Raw genomic sequence first — 12,669 nt, 5'->3', positions numbered from 1 at the left:
GGGATCGGGGACGTTCCTTCACCTCCGCCCGGAGGAACGTCCCCATCGCCATCTGTCGACAGATGGCGATCCGACCGGCACCAGCCACCCGCCTGGCCGCGCTTACGGCATTCCGAGGACAGCCTGGACGTGGTCGGGCATGACGCGGGCTTCGCGTGCGAGGACGTCGATGAAGCCTGCGGTGAGGGGGTCGCATTCGCTGCGCGTGTACGCGCCGAGCGTTCGTTGGATGGGTGGGTCTGGGCGTAGGACTCGGCCTTCGAAGCGCACCGGGATCACGTTCGCCGGGACCAAAGCGGGGCCTAGGCCTGCGGCGGCGAGAACCGGCGCGGCGGCAGTCTGCTCGGTCCGCACAGCGGCCCGAGGTCGGAAGCCGGCGGCACCGCAAACCCGGTCGACCAGCTCCGCCAACCCGTTCCCTGGCGCGTAGTGCACCCAAGCGCAGTCCGCCAAGGTCTCCAGCCGAACCCGCGTCGACCCGTCATCCTCCGACGGCCCGTCCGCGGGCAGCACGATCACGAACTCCTCCACCCCCACCTCCCGGACCGGCCCGTCCCACTTCTCCGGAACCGGCCCGACGGCCACATCGGCCACCCCCGCGGCCATCGCGTCCCGCAGCTCATCCGCGTGCCGGTACTCGAACAGCCGGATGTCCACCCCCGGCCACCTCCGCCGCCAAACCCGCAACGCCGGCGGCAACACTCCCAGACTCACCGAATACACCGTCGCGACCAGCAATTCCCCGGCTTCCAACCCCGACGCCTGCCGCGCCGCACACCGGGCCCGTTCCGCTTCGGCCAGCGCCGCCCGGGCATGCGGCAACATCGCGCGCCCCATCGGCGTCAACCGCACCGATCGTGGCAGCCGCTCGAGCAGTGGCCCGCCGACACCCTTCTCCAACGCCCGCATCTGATGCGACAGCGCGGGCTGCGTCACATGAAGGAGCTCGGCCGCCCGCGTGAACGACCCCTCGTCCACCACGGTGACCAGGTATTCAAGCTGCCGGAGACTTGCCATGAGCAGATCTTATGGCAGCGGTGAACACAATGCCTTGGACTTATACACACGACAAAGCCCAAGCTCGTCCTATGAACACAGCGTTAGTGGTCGGCGCGAACGGCGTCATCGGCGGCAACCTCATCAGCCACCTCTCCGCTCTCGGCGGCTGGTCCGTCGTCGGTCTCTCCCGGCGCGGTGGCCAGGACACCGAAAGCGTCCGCTACCTGAGCGTCGACCTCCTCGATCCGGCCGGCACCCGCGCCAAACTGAGCGGCCTCACCGAGATCACCCACGTCTTCTACGCCGCCTACCAGGACAAACCGACTTGGGCCGAGCTCGTCCCGCCCAACCTCGCGATGCTCGTCAACGTCGTCGACGCGATCGAGCCGGTGGCGGCGAACCTCCGGCACGTCAGCCTCATGCAGGGCTACAAGGTCTACGGCGCCCACCTCGGCCCGTTCAAGACTCCCGCCCGCGAGACCGACGCCGGGCATATGCCGCCGGAGTTCAACGCCGACCAGCAGGCGTTCCTGGAACGCCGTCAGCTCGGGAAATCGTGGACGTGGTCCGCCATCCGGCCGTCCGTGGTCGGCGGCGCCGCCCTCGGCAATCCGATGAACCTCGCCATGGTGATCGCGGTCTACGCGTCGATCTCGAAAGAACTCGGTCTGCCCCTGCGGTTCCCCGGCGGCCTCGGCGCCTACGACAGCCTGCTGGAAATGACCGACGCGAGCCTCCTCGCGAAGGCGACGGTCTGGGCGGCGACGGAAACCGCGAACGAAGCGTTCAACATCGCCAACGGCGACCTGTTCCGCTGGAGCGAACTGTGGCCGAAGATCGCCCGCTACTTCGACCTGGAAGTCGCTCCCCCGCTACGGATGTCGCTCGACACCGTCATGGCGGACAAGGAACCCTTGTGGCAGGCCATGACCGCGAAATACGACCTCAAACCGTCCTACGCGGACGTGTCGTCTTGGGCCTTCGGCGACTTCGTCTTCTCTTGGGACTACGACATGTTCGCCGACACCTCGAAGTCGCACCGCGCCGGTTTCCACGAGTACGTGCAAACCGAAGCGATGTTCCTCCGGATCTTCGACGAGTTCCGCGAACAGCGGGTCATCCCCGGCCGATGAACGGCATGGTCGTCGCCGTGATCGTCATGAACTGCACGTTCGCGTCGAGCGGCAGGCTCGCCATGTAGAGCACCGCGCTGGCGACGTGCTCGGCGTCGAACGTCGGCTCGACGGCGATGCGCCCGTCCGCCTGCGGTATGCCCGCCGACATCCGCTCGGTCATCTCGGTGGCCGCGTTGCCGATGTCGATCTGTCCACACGCGACCCCGTATGCCCTGCCGTCCAAGGAAATCGACTTCGTCAGCCCGGTGATCGCGTGCTTGGTCGCGGTGTACGCGACGCTGGCCGGACGAGGACTGTGCGCCGAAATCGAACCGTTGTTGATGATCCGCCCGCCCTGCGGCTCCTGCTCCTTCATCATCCGGACGGCCTGCTGCGCGCACAGGAACGAGCCCGTCAGATTGGCCGCGACCGTGGCACTCCAGTCCTCATAGGACAGTTCGTCCACCGTCCCGGGGATCGACACCCCGGCGTTGTTGACCAGCAGGTCGAGCCGTCCCCACTGCCGGCGCACGACGCCGAACAACGCCTCCACGGACGCCGGGTCCGCGACATCGGTCGGCACGACGAGCGCGGACTCCGAGTCCTCCGCGGTTTCCTTCAACGCCTCGGCCCGGCGCCCCGCCAGCACCACCCGGTACCCGGCCGACAGCAACGCGCGGGCGATCTGCCGCCCCAGCCCCGAACCCGCGCCGGTCACCACGGCCGTCTCACCAAGGATGGTCATGTGCTGCCTCCAAGTCTCGGTTGTGGCGCAAGTCTCGCATCACAAGTGAGCACGCTCATTGCGCCCACCCGCCGAGCTGGTCACTCTGGCCGAACAAGTGTTCAGTGGCAAGGAAAGTGATCACCATGAGTGGTAACGGTGAGGATACGTCGTTCGCCTTCACGTTCGATCTGGCGGCCGACGAAATGCGGCGACGCGCCGAAGTGATCAAAGCACTGGGCCCGGAATGGGACCCGGTCACCCAGCTCCACGAGGAGAACGCGGCTTACGAGCTGCTGTACTCCGGGCTCGACGCCGAGCAGCAGGCATTTTACGACGATCTGGTGAACGCGGGCGTGCTGCCCCGGCGAGGGGCGGGCACCGATGCCGCTTGATCCGACAGCCGACATCGGCAGGCGCGCCTGGCTTCCCTGCCCCCACTGCGCGCAGGGCAGCGACTGCGCGGTGTGCCAGAGCGATCGCACCTGCGACGACCACTGGCAGTACCTCCTGAGCAGCAAGGCAACGCTTCTGCATCTGCAATGTCCCGGCTGCACGCATCTGTGGAGTCACGACACCCGGCAGAACGCCCACCGCTAGCCGCTTTTCGGCGAGAATACGGTCATGGGACTCCGTGACGTACTCCAAACCGGACTGGCCAAGCAACTCGGTCACCCGAGTGGCCTGCGCGGCCGCTGGGTCGGTTCGATGCTGAACAACAGGAACGGCCGTGCGGTCTCCGCCGCCATCGACCTGCTCGACATCCAAGACGGCGAGACGGCCGCCGACTTCGGCTTCGGCGGTGGGTTCGGTCTCGTCGTCCTGCTCGGCAAGGTCGGCGAGCGGGGAACCGTGCACGGCGTCGACATCTCCGAAACGATGCTCGCGAAGGCTACGAAACTGCATCGCTCGGACAGCCGGTTCCACGCACACGCCGGGTCGGTCACCGAACTGCCGTTGCCCGACAACTCGGTCGACGCCGCGATCACGGTCAACACGATCTACTTCGTCGAGGACCTCGGCCGCGCGTTCGCCGAAATCGCCCGGGTCCTGGCACCCGGCGGTCGCGTCGTCATCGGCATCGGCGACCCGGACGCCATGAGCGAGAACCCGGTCACCCAGCACGGTTTCCGCCTGCGCCCGGTGGCCGACGTCGTCAGCGCCCTGACCACCGCCGGGCTCACCCTGGAAGAAGACAAACTCCTGGACTCCAGCCCCCACACCGTCCACCTGCTCGTCGCGCGCCCCACCCCCGAAACGCCGTGAGGGCCCCTTTCACGGTGAAAGGGGCCCTCACGAACAACCGGGTCAGCTAGCCGACGGCGGGGACGCCGAGGGCGGCGAGCGCCGGGCCCGCCATGATCAGGCCGGCACCGGTGACGGTGTCGAAGCCCGCCGGGCCGAGGTCGATCGAGCTCGACACCAGCGCGGTGCGGATCTGCGCCGGGGTCGCGGCCGGCTTGCCCGCCAGCAGCGCCGCGAAAGGACCTTCAGGCAAGTTCCTTGACCATCGCCATCTGTCGACAGATGGCGGAACTACATGTTGATCATGTGGCCTGCCAAGCCGTGGATGGCTTCCTTGACGGCCTCACCCAGCGTCGGGTGCGCGTGGACGTTCCGCGCCACCTCGGTCACCGTCAGGTCCCACTGCTGCGCCAGGGTCAGTTCCGGCAGCAGCTCGGTCGCCTCAGGCCCGATGATGTGCGCCCCCAGCAACTCCCCGTGCTCCCCGTCCGAGAGGATCTTCACGAACCCGCCCGGGTCCCCGAGTCCCTGCGCCTTTCCGTTGGCGGTGAACGGGAACTTCACCACCTTGACGTCGAAGCCCTTGTCGCGCGCCTGCTGCTCGGTCCACCCGAAGCTGGCGATCTGCGGCTGGCAGAAGGTCGCGCGCGGGATCATGGTGTAGTCGAGTTCCATGGTCTCGGCCTTGCCGATGGTCTCCGCGGCGATGATGCCCATCGACTCGGCGGCGTGGGCGAGCATGAGCTTCGCGGTGACGTCGCCGATGGCGAAGATGTGCGGGACGTTGGTCTGGCAGTGGCCGTCGATGGCGATCGCGCCGCGTTCGGTCAGCTCGACGCCGGTGTTCTCCAGGCCGTAGCCCTCGACCCGCGGCTGGAAACCGATGGCCTGCAACACCTTGTCGGCTTCGAGCACCTGCTCCTGGCCGTTCTTCGACACCGTCACGCGCACCCGCGCGCCGGATTCGTCGATGGACTCGACACGCGTGGACGTCAGGACTTCGATGCCCAGCTTCCGGTAGCGCTTGGCGAGTTCCGCCGACACGTCCGCGTCTTCCAGCGGGACCATCCTGTCGAGGAACTCGACGATGGTGACGCGCACACCGTAGTTGTGCAGCACGTAGGCGAACTCGACGCCGATCGCGCCGGCGCCGGCGATGATGATGCTCTTCGGCAGCTTCCGCTCGAGGATCTGCTCCTCGTAGGTCACCACGCGCTCGCTCTTCGACGTCCCGGGCAGGAGCCTGGTCGTCGCGCCGGCGGCGATGATGCAGTGGTCGAAGGTGATGGTCTGGGTGTTGTCGTCGCCCGCGACGCGCATGGTGTTGGCGTCGGTGAAGGTGCCCCGGCCGTTGAACTCGGTGATCTTGTTCTTCTTCATCAGGAAATGCACGCCCTTGACGCGGCCGTCCGCGACCTTGCGGCTGCGGTCGAAGGCGGTGCCGAAGTCGAAGGTGATCGGGCTGTCCGAGTGGATGCCGTACGTCCTGGCTTCCTTGGTGACGATGTGCGCCAGCTCGGCGTTGCGCAGCAGGGCCTTCGACGGGATGCACCCGACGTTCAGGCAGACGCCGCCCCAGTAGCGTTCCTCCACCACGGCGACCGACATACCCAGCTGGGCGGCCCGGATGGCCGCTACGTACCCACCGGGACCGGCGCCCAGCACTACCACATCGAAGTGTCCACTCATACCACCAAACCTAGTCCTCACCCGCGTTTGACGGGCGGTGACTCTCGTCGCGCCCGCGCGAGCAGGGCGGTGATCGCCGCCATGATCCGGGCCGTGGCCTCTTCGAGGACCTCGCGCGACGGGTCGGGGCCCTGAAGATCGGCCAGGTCGACGGGCGCGCCCGCGACGAGGTCGACGGTCTTGCGCGGGATGCCGCGCGGGAACCAGGCCGTCGACGGCAGCAGGCGGTGGGTGCCCCAGTTCGCCACCGGGATCACCGGTGCGCCGGTTTCCAGCGCGATCCGGGCGACGCCGGTCTTGCCCTTCATCGGCCAGCCGCCGACGTCGTCGGAGAAGGTGGCTTCGGGGAAGATCCCGACGCACTCGCCCGACCGCACCGAGGCGACGGCGTCGCGGTACGCGCCGCTCGCGGTGGGCGCGCCGCGGTAGACGGGGATGTGCTTGCCGGAGCGCATCACCGAGCCGAGCAGTGGCACGTCCCAGAGACTGGCCTTGGCCAGGTAGCGGGGCACGCGCCCGGCTTCGAGGCAGAACGCGGTGAGCGTCGCGGGGTCGGCGAAGGAAAGGTGGTTCGACGCCACGAGCACGCCACCGGCCTTCGGCACGTTGGCCGCCCCGGCGACCCGGAACCGGGTGAACAGCACGAGGAACGGCCAAATAATCGAGACCGCCGCGCTGTACCAGGCCCCGCTGCCGGCGCGGGCGAAGCGCCGGCCGTAGGTGATCATCTGACGGAAGGTGAGCGGACCGCGCGCGGCGTCCAGCGTGGTCCAGCGGTTTCGGCCCGGCATGAGATCCATTCGTAGCCGATGACCGTCCGGATGGGACTCCCGGCCTCGCTATCACCTTCGAAAAGCGGCCTACGTCACACTCAATTCAGTCCGAAGCGGACGTGGCCCCCAGGTGCTCGCGGATGTGCCGGGTCGCCCGCGCGAACTCCGGATCGGCCATGGTGCGTACGTAATCGCGCTCCGCGGGCAGGTCGACGTCGATGACCCCGGCGACGGTGCCCGGCCGCGCGGTCATCATGACCACCCGATCCGCGAGGTAGACGGCCTCGGCGATCGAGTGCGTCACGAGCAGCACGGTGGTGCCGGTCTCCCGCCAGATCCGGCGCAGCTCGACGTTCATCTGCTCCCTGGTCAGCGCGTCGAGCGCGCCGAACGGCTCGTCCATCAGCAGGAGCGGCGGTTTGTGCAGCAGCGCGCGGCACAGCGCGACCCGCTGCTGCATCCCGCCGGACAGCTCGTGCGGATACGCGTCCTCGAAGCCGGTGAGACCGGTCATCGCGATCAGTTCGTCGGTCCGTTTCTCGGCGTCGGCCGACGGCATGTGCCGCATCTCCGCCTGCAGGAGGATGTTGCGCCGCGCGGTCCGCCAGTCCAGCAGCGCCGCGCGCTGGAACACATAGCCGATGTCGCGGCGCGGGCCGGTGACGGTGTCGCCGCGCAGCCGCACCGCACCGCTGGACGGCCGCAGCAGCCCGGACGCGAGCTTGAGCAACGTCGACTTCCCGCAACCGGACGGGCCGACGATCGTCACGAACTCGCCGTCGGCCACCCGCAGCGACACGTCCCGCAACGCCGTGACGTCGGTCTTCTTGCTCCGGAACCGCACGGCGACACCGTCGAGCTCGACTGCGTGGGTCACCGCTGTCTGCACGGGGCTCACCCCTTCACCTCGAAGGCCGCGTCCCAGTACGCGCTCGGTGCCTGCGGCTTCTGGATGATCCCGGCGGTCGCGAAGACGTCGATCGTCTTCTGCCAATCGGCCGCGGTGTTCACCCCGGGTGCCTTGCCCTGGGTCAGGTCCGTGTGGAGGAGCTCGAGGGTTTTCGCGAACTGCTCGGTGAGCACGGCCTTCGACGGCAGCTGCTCGGACGCGCCGGTCATCGCGTCGACCGCGCCCGGCTGATCCGCGCTCGCCGCTGTCCACGCCTCGCTCGACGCGGTGACCATCCGCTGGGTCAGCTCCTTCTTTTCGCTGAGCACGCGCTCGGAGGCGAGCAGGCCGTTGCTGTAGAAGTTCAGCCCTAGATCGGCGTAACGCAGATAGGACACCGGTTTCCCGGCTTTCTCCTGAATGGTCGGGCCTTGGTCGGTGGCGTAGCCGAGCAGCGCGTCGGTCTGTCCGGAAAGGACGGCCGCCATCTTCCCGGCGGCGTCGGTGTTTTGCAGCGAGACGTCGGAATCGCTGAGCCCAACAGCCTTCAGCAGCGCCGGGAACGTCTTGCTGAGCGCGTCACCCGCGGTGGAAGCGATCTTCTTGCCCTTGAGATCGGCCGGGGTCTTGATGTTCTTCTCCGCGAAGAACTGTACGGAGGACGGCGTGGTCTGCAGGAAAACCCCGACACTCTTGACCTTCATCCCCTGTCCGACGGCGGCCAGCAGCGCGGGCGTGTCCGCCCAGCCGAAGTCGACCTGCGCGGCCCCGGTCGCCTGCACGGTTTTCTGTGAACCCTGGCCGGCTTGGATGGTCAGGTCGATGCCGTGCTTGGCGTAGATGCCCTTGGCCTTGCCGTAATAGAAGGGCGCGTGCTCGCCGTACGGGTACCAGTTGAGCATCAGGGTGACCTTGTCGAGCTGTTTACCGTCGGCGCCGGTGGTTTTTTCCGAACCGCCGCCACAAGCGGTGGCCAGCAACAACACGGCGGCCACACAGATGGCCAGCGCTCGTTTCCTCATGGGAGCTCTCCTACAGCGTTGTAGTGGCGGAATCGGGGCGGCGGCTGGCGTGCCACGGCATGACGAGCGCTTCGAGCCACTCGACGAGCACGAACAGGAGCACGCCGAGCAGCACCATGATCAGCAGCCCGGCGAACAGGACCGGGGTGTCGAGGTTGCCGTTGGCCTGCAGGATCACGAAGCCGAGGCCCTGATCCGCGCCGACGAACTCCCCGACCACCGCGCCGGTGACGGCCATCGTCGCGGCGACCTTGAGCCCGGTGAACAGATGCGGCAGCGAGGCGGGGAACCGGATCTTCCAGAACGTCTGCGCGGGCTTGGCGCCCATGGTCGCGGACAGCTGCAGCATTTCGGGGTCGATCGACTTCAGCCCGGTGACCATCGAGATCACCACGGGGAAGAAGGCCATCAAAACGGCGATGACGATCTTGGGGGTGAAGCCGAATCCGAGCCACACCACGAACAGCGGTGCGATCGCGATTTTCGGGACGACCTGCGCGAACAGCAGCAGGGGATATAACGTCTTTTCCACCGTCGCCGAGGACACCATGAACACCGCGGCGATCACCCCGATCGCGACAGCGATCACGAACCCGAGGAAGGTTTCGTACGCCGTGGTCACCGTGTTGTCCCAGAAGTACTCGGGTTTCGCCGTGATCGCGCCGATGGTGTCGGCTGGCGACGGCACCAGATACGGCTCGATCAGGCCGGCCGCGGTGACCACCCACCAAGCGACGAACAGCCCCGCGAGCAACGCGGCCGGGCGCCAAGCGCGTTCGAGGAAACCGGCCAGCCTGGTCGCGATACCGGGTCGGGAGCGGGCGGCTATCCCGTTCTGCGACGTTTCCGTGAGCCTCTGCGAAACCATGTCCGTCCGTTCTCCCACCGAGGTGGCCGATGACACGAATGGGCTGACCAGTGTGCCTGAAAGCGCTTGCAGAATGCGCTTTCAGCTAGACTAGGCACGATCGGACTTATCGGTCAAGGACTCGGCACGCAGCCCCGGAGGACCCATGAACGCCCGGCCCCATGTGACGCTCGAAGAAGTCGCTCGCAGCGCGAGGGTTTCGCTGGCGACGGCTTCGCGAGTCCTCAACGGCACCACCAATGTGCGCTCGGATCTGCGGGATCGGGTCGTCTCCGCCGCGTCCGAGCTGGCGTACACGCCGAACGCGCACGCGCAGGCGCTCGCGGGTGGTTCGCAGCCCACCGTCGGCGTGATCTGCCACGACGTCAGCGACCCGTACTTCGCCGCCATCGCGCGCGGTGTCATGCGGGTGGCGGGTGACAACGGGCTGCTGGTCATGCTCGCGAGCACGTTCCGCGACCCGCACAAGGAGATCGAGTACGTCTCGATGCTGAGGGCCCAGCGCGCGTCGGCGATCCTGCTGATCGGTTCCGGGTTCGAGGACCGGCACTGGGAGCAGGCGATGGCCGCGGAGCTCGACCCGTACCGGCGCGGCGGCGGGCAGGTCGCGGTGGTCAGCAGGCACCGGAGCTTGAAGGTCGACACCGTCCAACCGGAAAACAGGGAAGGCGCGGCCGCGCTGGCCAAGGCGTTGCTGAAGCTCGGGCACCGGCGGTTCGCGGTGCTCGCCGGGCCACGCTCGATGACCACGGTCAACGACAGGCTGAGCGGGTTCTCCGACGAGCTGGCCGCGAAAGGCGTCGAGCTCACCGAAGACGACATCGTCGAGGCGGCGTTCACCCGCGATGGCGGATACGCCGCGGTGCAGGAAATGCTCACCAGGAAGACCAAGCCGACCTGCGTGTTCGCCGTGACCGACGTGATGGCGATCGGCGCGCTGACGGCGTTGCGCGAGGCCGGGATCTCCGTGCCCGGCGAGATGTCGCTGGCCGGGTTCGACGACGTACCCGTGGTACGAGACCTGACCCCGCCGCTGACCACCGTCGCCCTTCCGCTGGAGGAGCTCGGCGAGCGCGCCATGGAACTCGCGATCAAGGGCGCGCGTGGCGGCCGTAGCCGCATCCTGCGCCTGTCGGGTGAAGTCGTGCTGCGCGGAAGCACTGCCCCGCCGAAGAAGTAGAACCCGCTCTTGTCCCTGGCGCCGTGGTGACCTACGTTCTGAGAAAGCGCTTTCAAGAACCACGAAAGGCGGCCCATGACCGCGCTCTCACTCCCTGCCCTTGACGGGACGCTGGTCTCGTGGACCCCTTCCGGCCGCCGTTCACCCACGCCGACGCCGGGATATCCGACCTCGCGCACGGCCTACGCGGCCGCGCACGTCGTCGTCGACCCGCTCTCCCCCGCGGACCCGTCAGCCGTGGTCGCCGTCGATTGGGACACCACGCTCGCTTTCCGGCACCATCTGTGGTCGTGCGGACTCGGCGTCGCCGAGGCGATGGACACCGCACAGCGCGGCATGGGCCTGGACTGGGCGAACACGCGTGAACTGATCCGGCGCACCGGCGAGGAAGCCCGTGCCAGTGGCGGCCGCTGGGTAGCGGGAGTCGGCACCGACCAGCTACCGGCCGGACCATCCACAGTGGACTCCGTCGTCGACGCCTGGCGCGAACAACTGGACATGGTCACCACCGCGGGCGCGATCCCGGTGGTGATGGCCAGCCGCGCCCTGGCGTCCGCGGCCTCGGGCCCGGCCGACTACCGCGCCGCCTACGGAAAGCTCCTCTCAGCCGCCGGCACCCCGGTCATGCTCCACTGGCTGGGCGAACAGTTCGACCCGGCTTTGGCGGGCTATTGGGGCCACGCCGACGTCCGGGCCGCCGCCAGGGAACTGGCCGCCCTGTGTACCGAACATGCCTCGGCGATCTCCGGCGTCAAAGTTTCCGTCCTGGACGCCGAAATCGAAGTCGAGTTCCGCCGTTCCCTCCCAGACGGCGTCGCCTGCTACACCGGTGACGACTTCAACTACCCCGAACTGATCGCGGGTGACACCGAAGGCCACAGCGAGGCCCTGCTAGGCATCTTCGACGCCATCGCCCCCGTCGCGGGCGCCGCCCTGAGCGCCCTGGACGCCGGCGACACAACCGCTTTCCGTTCGCTCCTGGATCCCACAGTCCCCCTCTCCCGCGAGATCTTCCGCGCCCCCACCCCGATGTACAAAGTGGGCGTCGTCTTCCTGGCCTATCTCAACGGCCACCAACGGCACTTCCGCATGATCGGCGGCTTGGAGTCCGGCAGATCCATCACCCACCTCGCCACCGTTTTACGCCTGGCCGACGCCGCGGGCGCCCTGGCCGACCCCGACCTCGCCGTCACTCGAATGCTGCCGTTGCTGGCCGCCGCAGGAGTCGACCAATGAACCGCCTGAGCCTCAACCAAATCACCACCAAGACCTGGTCGGTCCCCGAAGCCGTGGCCGGCTGCGCCGAGTCCGGCGTCGAATGGATCGGCCTCTGGCGAGACAAGGTCGCCGAGACCGGCGTCCAGGAAACCGCGAAGCTGATCAAGGACCACGGCCTCAAGGTCTCCTCCCTGTGCCGGGGCGGCTTCTTCACGAACGTCACCCCCGAGGGTTCCTTTGTAGACGGTCTCGCCGAAACCAAGACCGCACTGGACGAAGCCGCCCAACTCGGCGCCGATGTCCTGGTCCTGGTCGTCGGCGGAATCGCCGACAACGACCTCTCCGGCTCCCGCCAACAAGTCGCGGACGCCATCGGCGCGCTAGCCCCACTGGCTCTGGAACGCGGCGTCCGTCTAGGCCTGGAACCCCTGCACCCCATGCAATGCGCCGAGCGCTCAGTCCTGTCCACAGTGGACCAAGCACTGGCCATCGCCGAAGAACACCCCACCGAAGCTGTCGGCGTCGTCATCGACGAATTCCACGTCTGGTGGGACCCCCGCATCGAAGAGTCCATCGCCAAAGCCTCCGGCCGTATCGCGGGCTTCCACGTCTGCGACCAACTCGTCCCCCTGACGGACACCCTGATGGGCCGTGCCCTCCCCGGCGACGGCCCCATCAACCACCGCCACCTGCGCGCCTGCGTAGAAGCCGCGGGCTACACCGGCCCCATCGAAGTAGAAGTCTTCAACACCGCCCTATGGCAACGCCCCGGCGCCGAAGTCCTGGCCGCGGTGATCACGTCCTACCAAACCCACGTCCAATAGCCCAACCACTGGAAGCAAGCCACGTTTGCGGGAGCAGGGCGCCCCCAGCACCTGCTTGCCGTGCCCACCCATGCCACGCCCTGACCCTGATCGCGCGCCTGCCAATAGACACACGCTTCTAGC

The 12,669-nt window shown here is 67.8% G+C and carries 15 protein-coding genes; 7 read left to right on the top strand and 8 right to left on the bottom strand.

The annotated features are described in order from the left end of the window. Window positions 1-102: 102 nt before the first annotated feature. Entirely contained in the window at window positions 103-1,017 is a 915-nt protein-coding gene (locus VGP60_RS12295) for a LysR family transcriptional regulator (RefSeq protein ID WP_327548079.1), read from the bottom strand. 71 nt (window positions 1,018-1,088) lie between these two features. Between VGP60_RS12295 and VGP60_RS12290 the strand changes: the two genes are divergently transcribed. Continuing rightward, window positions 1,089-2,132 carry an SDR family oxidoreductase gene (locus tag VGP60_RS12290; RefSeq protein ID WP_327548078.1) on the top strand — a complete coding sequence of 348 codons (1,044 nt, stop codon included), beginning with the start codon at window positions 1,089-1,091 and terminating at the stop codon, window positions 2,130-2,132. Here the strand turns inward: VGP60_RS12290 and VGP60_RS12285 are convergent. Then, window positions 2,116-2,859, bottom strand: coding sequence for an SDR family oxidoreductase (locus tag VGP60_RS12285; RefSeq protein ID WP_327548077.1), 744 nt, complete (start codon window positions 2,857-2,859; stop codon window positions 2,116-2,118). The genes VGP60_RS12290 and VGP60_RS12285 overlap by 17 nt on opposite strands. 125 nt (window positions 2,860-2,984) lie before the next feature. Here VGP60_RS12285 and VGP60_RS12280 point away from each other — a divergent pair, with 125 nt between their 5' ends. Genes VGP60_RS12280 through VGP60_RS12270 form a run of 3 tightly spaced genes read left to right on the top strand, consistent with a single transcriptional unit; the run spans window position 2,985 to window position 4,104 of the window. Next, entirely contained in the window at window positions 2,985-3,233 is a 249-nt protein-coding gene (locus tag VGP60_RS12280; RefSeq protein ID WP_327548076.1) for a DUF6400 family protein, read from the top strand. After that, a complete protein-coding gene (locus VGP60_RS12275) occupies window positions 3,223-3,438 on the top strand; it encodes a hypothetical protein (protein ID WP_327548075.1) in 216 nt (71 codons plus the stop codon). The genes VGP60_RS12280 and VGP60_RS12275 overlap by 11 nt, the downstream gene beginning before the upstream one ends. A 24-nt stretch (window positions 3,439-3,462) precedes the next feature. Beyond that, window positions 3,463-4,104 carry a class I SAM-dependent methyltransferase gene (locus VGP60_RS12270; RefSeq protein WP_327548074.1) on the top strand — a complete coding sequence of 214 codons (642 nt, stop codon included), beginning with the start codon at window positions 3,463-3,465 and terminating at the stop codon, window positions 4,102-4,104. 46 nt (window positions 4,105-4,150) lie between these two features. Here VGP60_RS12270 and VGP60_RS12265 read toward each other — a convergent pair whose 3' ends face one another. The 6 genes from VGP60_RS12265 to VGP60_RS12240 all read right to left on the bottom strand — a co-directional run bounded on the left by VGP60_RS12265 (window position 4,151) and on the right by VGP60_RS12240 (window position 9,324). Continuing rightward, window positions 4,151-4,336, bottom strand: coding sequence for a hypothetical protein (locus tag VGP60_RS12265; protein ID WP_327548091.1), 186 nt, complete (start codon window positions 4,334-4,336; stop codon window positions 4,151-4,153). A 38-nt stretch (window positions 4,337-4,374) separates the two neighbouring features. Then, window positions 4,375-5,772: a dihydrolipoyl dehydrogenase gene (lpdA, locus tag VGP60_RS12260; RefSeq protein ID WP_327548073.1), complete on the bottom strand. Its 1,398-nt coding sequence runs from the start codon at window positions 5,770-5,772 to the stop codon at window positions 4,375-4,377. Between the two features lie 17 nt (window positions 5,773-5,789). Beyond that, window positions 5,790-6,563 carry a lysophospholipid acyltransferase family protein gene (locus VGP60_RS12255; protein ID WP_414640330.1) on the bottom strand — a complete coding sequence of 258 codons (774 nt, stop codon included), beginning with the start codon at window positions 6,561-6,563 and terminating at the stop codon, window positions 5,790-5,792. Window positions 6,564-6,648: 85 nt separating this feature from the next. Beyond that, window positions 6,649-7,443 (bottom strand): ABC transporter ATP-binding protein, encoded by a 795-nt coding sequence (locus VGP60_RS12250; RefSeq protein WP_414640329.1) that lies wholly within the window; start codon window positions 7,441-7,443, stop codon window positions 6,649-6,651. Then, window positions 7,440-8,456, bottom strand: coding sequence for an ABC transporter substrate-binding protein (locus tag VGP60_RS12245; RefSeq protein WP_327548071.1), 1,017 nt, complete (start codon window positions 8,454-8,456; stop codon window positions 7,440-7,442). The genes VGP60_RS12250 and VGP60_RS12245 overlap by 4 nt, the downstream gene beginning before the upstream one ends. A gap of 10 nt (window positions 8,457-8,466) precedes the next feature. After that, complete coding sequence (locus tag VGP60_RS12240) at window positions 8,467-9,324, bottom strand: ABC transporter permease (RefSeq protein WP_327548070.1); 858 nt, start codon at window positions 9,322-9,324, stop codon at window positions 8,467-8,469. 145 nt (window positions 9,325-9,469) lie between these two features. Here VGP60_RS12240 and VGP60_RS12235 point away from each other — a divergent pair, with 145 nt between their 5' ends. The 3 genes from VGP60_RS12235 (at window position 9,470) to VGP60_RS12225 (ending at window position 12,546) form a co-directional block, all read left to right on the top strand. After that, window positions 9,470-10,504, top strand: coding sequence for a LacI family DNA-binding transcriptional regulator (locus VGP60_RS12235; RefSeq protein ID WP_327548069.1), 1,035 nt, complete (start codon window positions 9,470-9,472; stop codon window positions 10,502-10,504). 75 nt (window positions 10,505-10,579) lie between these two features. Continuing rightward, on the top strand, window positions 10,580-11,740 hold the full coding sequence (locus VGP60_RS12230; protein ID WP_327548068.1) for a dihydrodipicolinate synthase family protein: 1,161 nt from the start codon (window positions 10,580-10,582) through the stop codon (window positions 11,738-11,740). After that, a complete protein-coding gene (locus tag VGP60_RS12225) occupies window positions 11,737-12,546 on the top strand; it encodes a sugar phosphate isomerase/epimerase family protein (RefSeq protein WP_327548067.1) in 810 nt (269 codons plus the stop codon). Before VGP60_RS12230 ends, VGP60_RS12225 begins: the two co-directional genes overlap by 4 nt. Window positions 12,547-12,669 lie beyond the last annotated feature (123 nt).

Source organism: Amycolatopsis sp. (genome assembly GCF_036008905.1).
GTDB lineage: Bacteria > Actinomycetota > Actinomycetes > Mycobacteriales > Pseudonocardiaceae > Amycolatopsis.
Note: the sequence above shows the minus strand (reverse complement) of the source record. Positions and strands in the feature narration are given on the sequence as shown.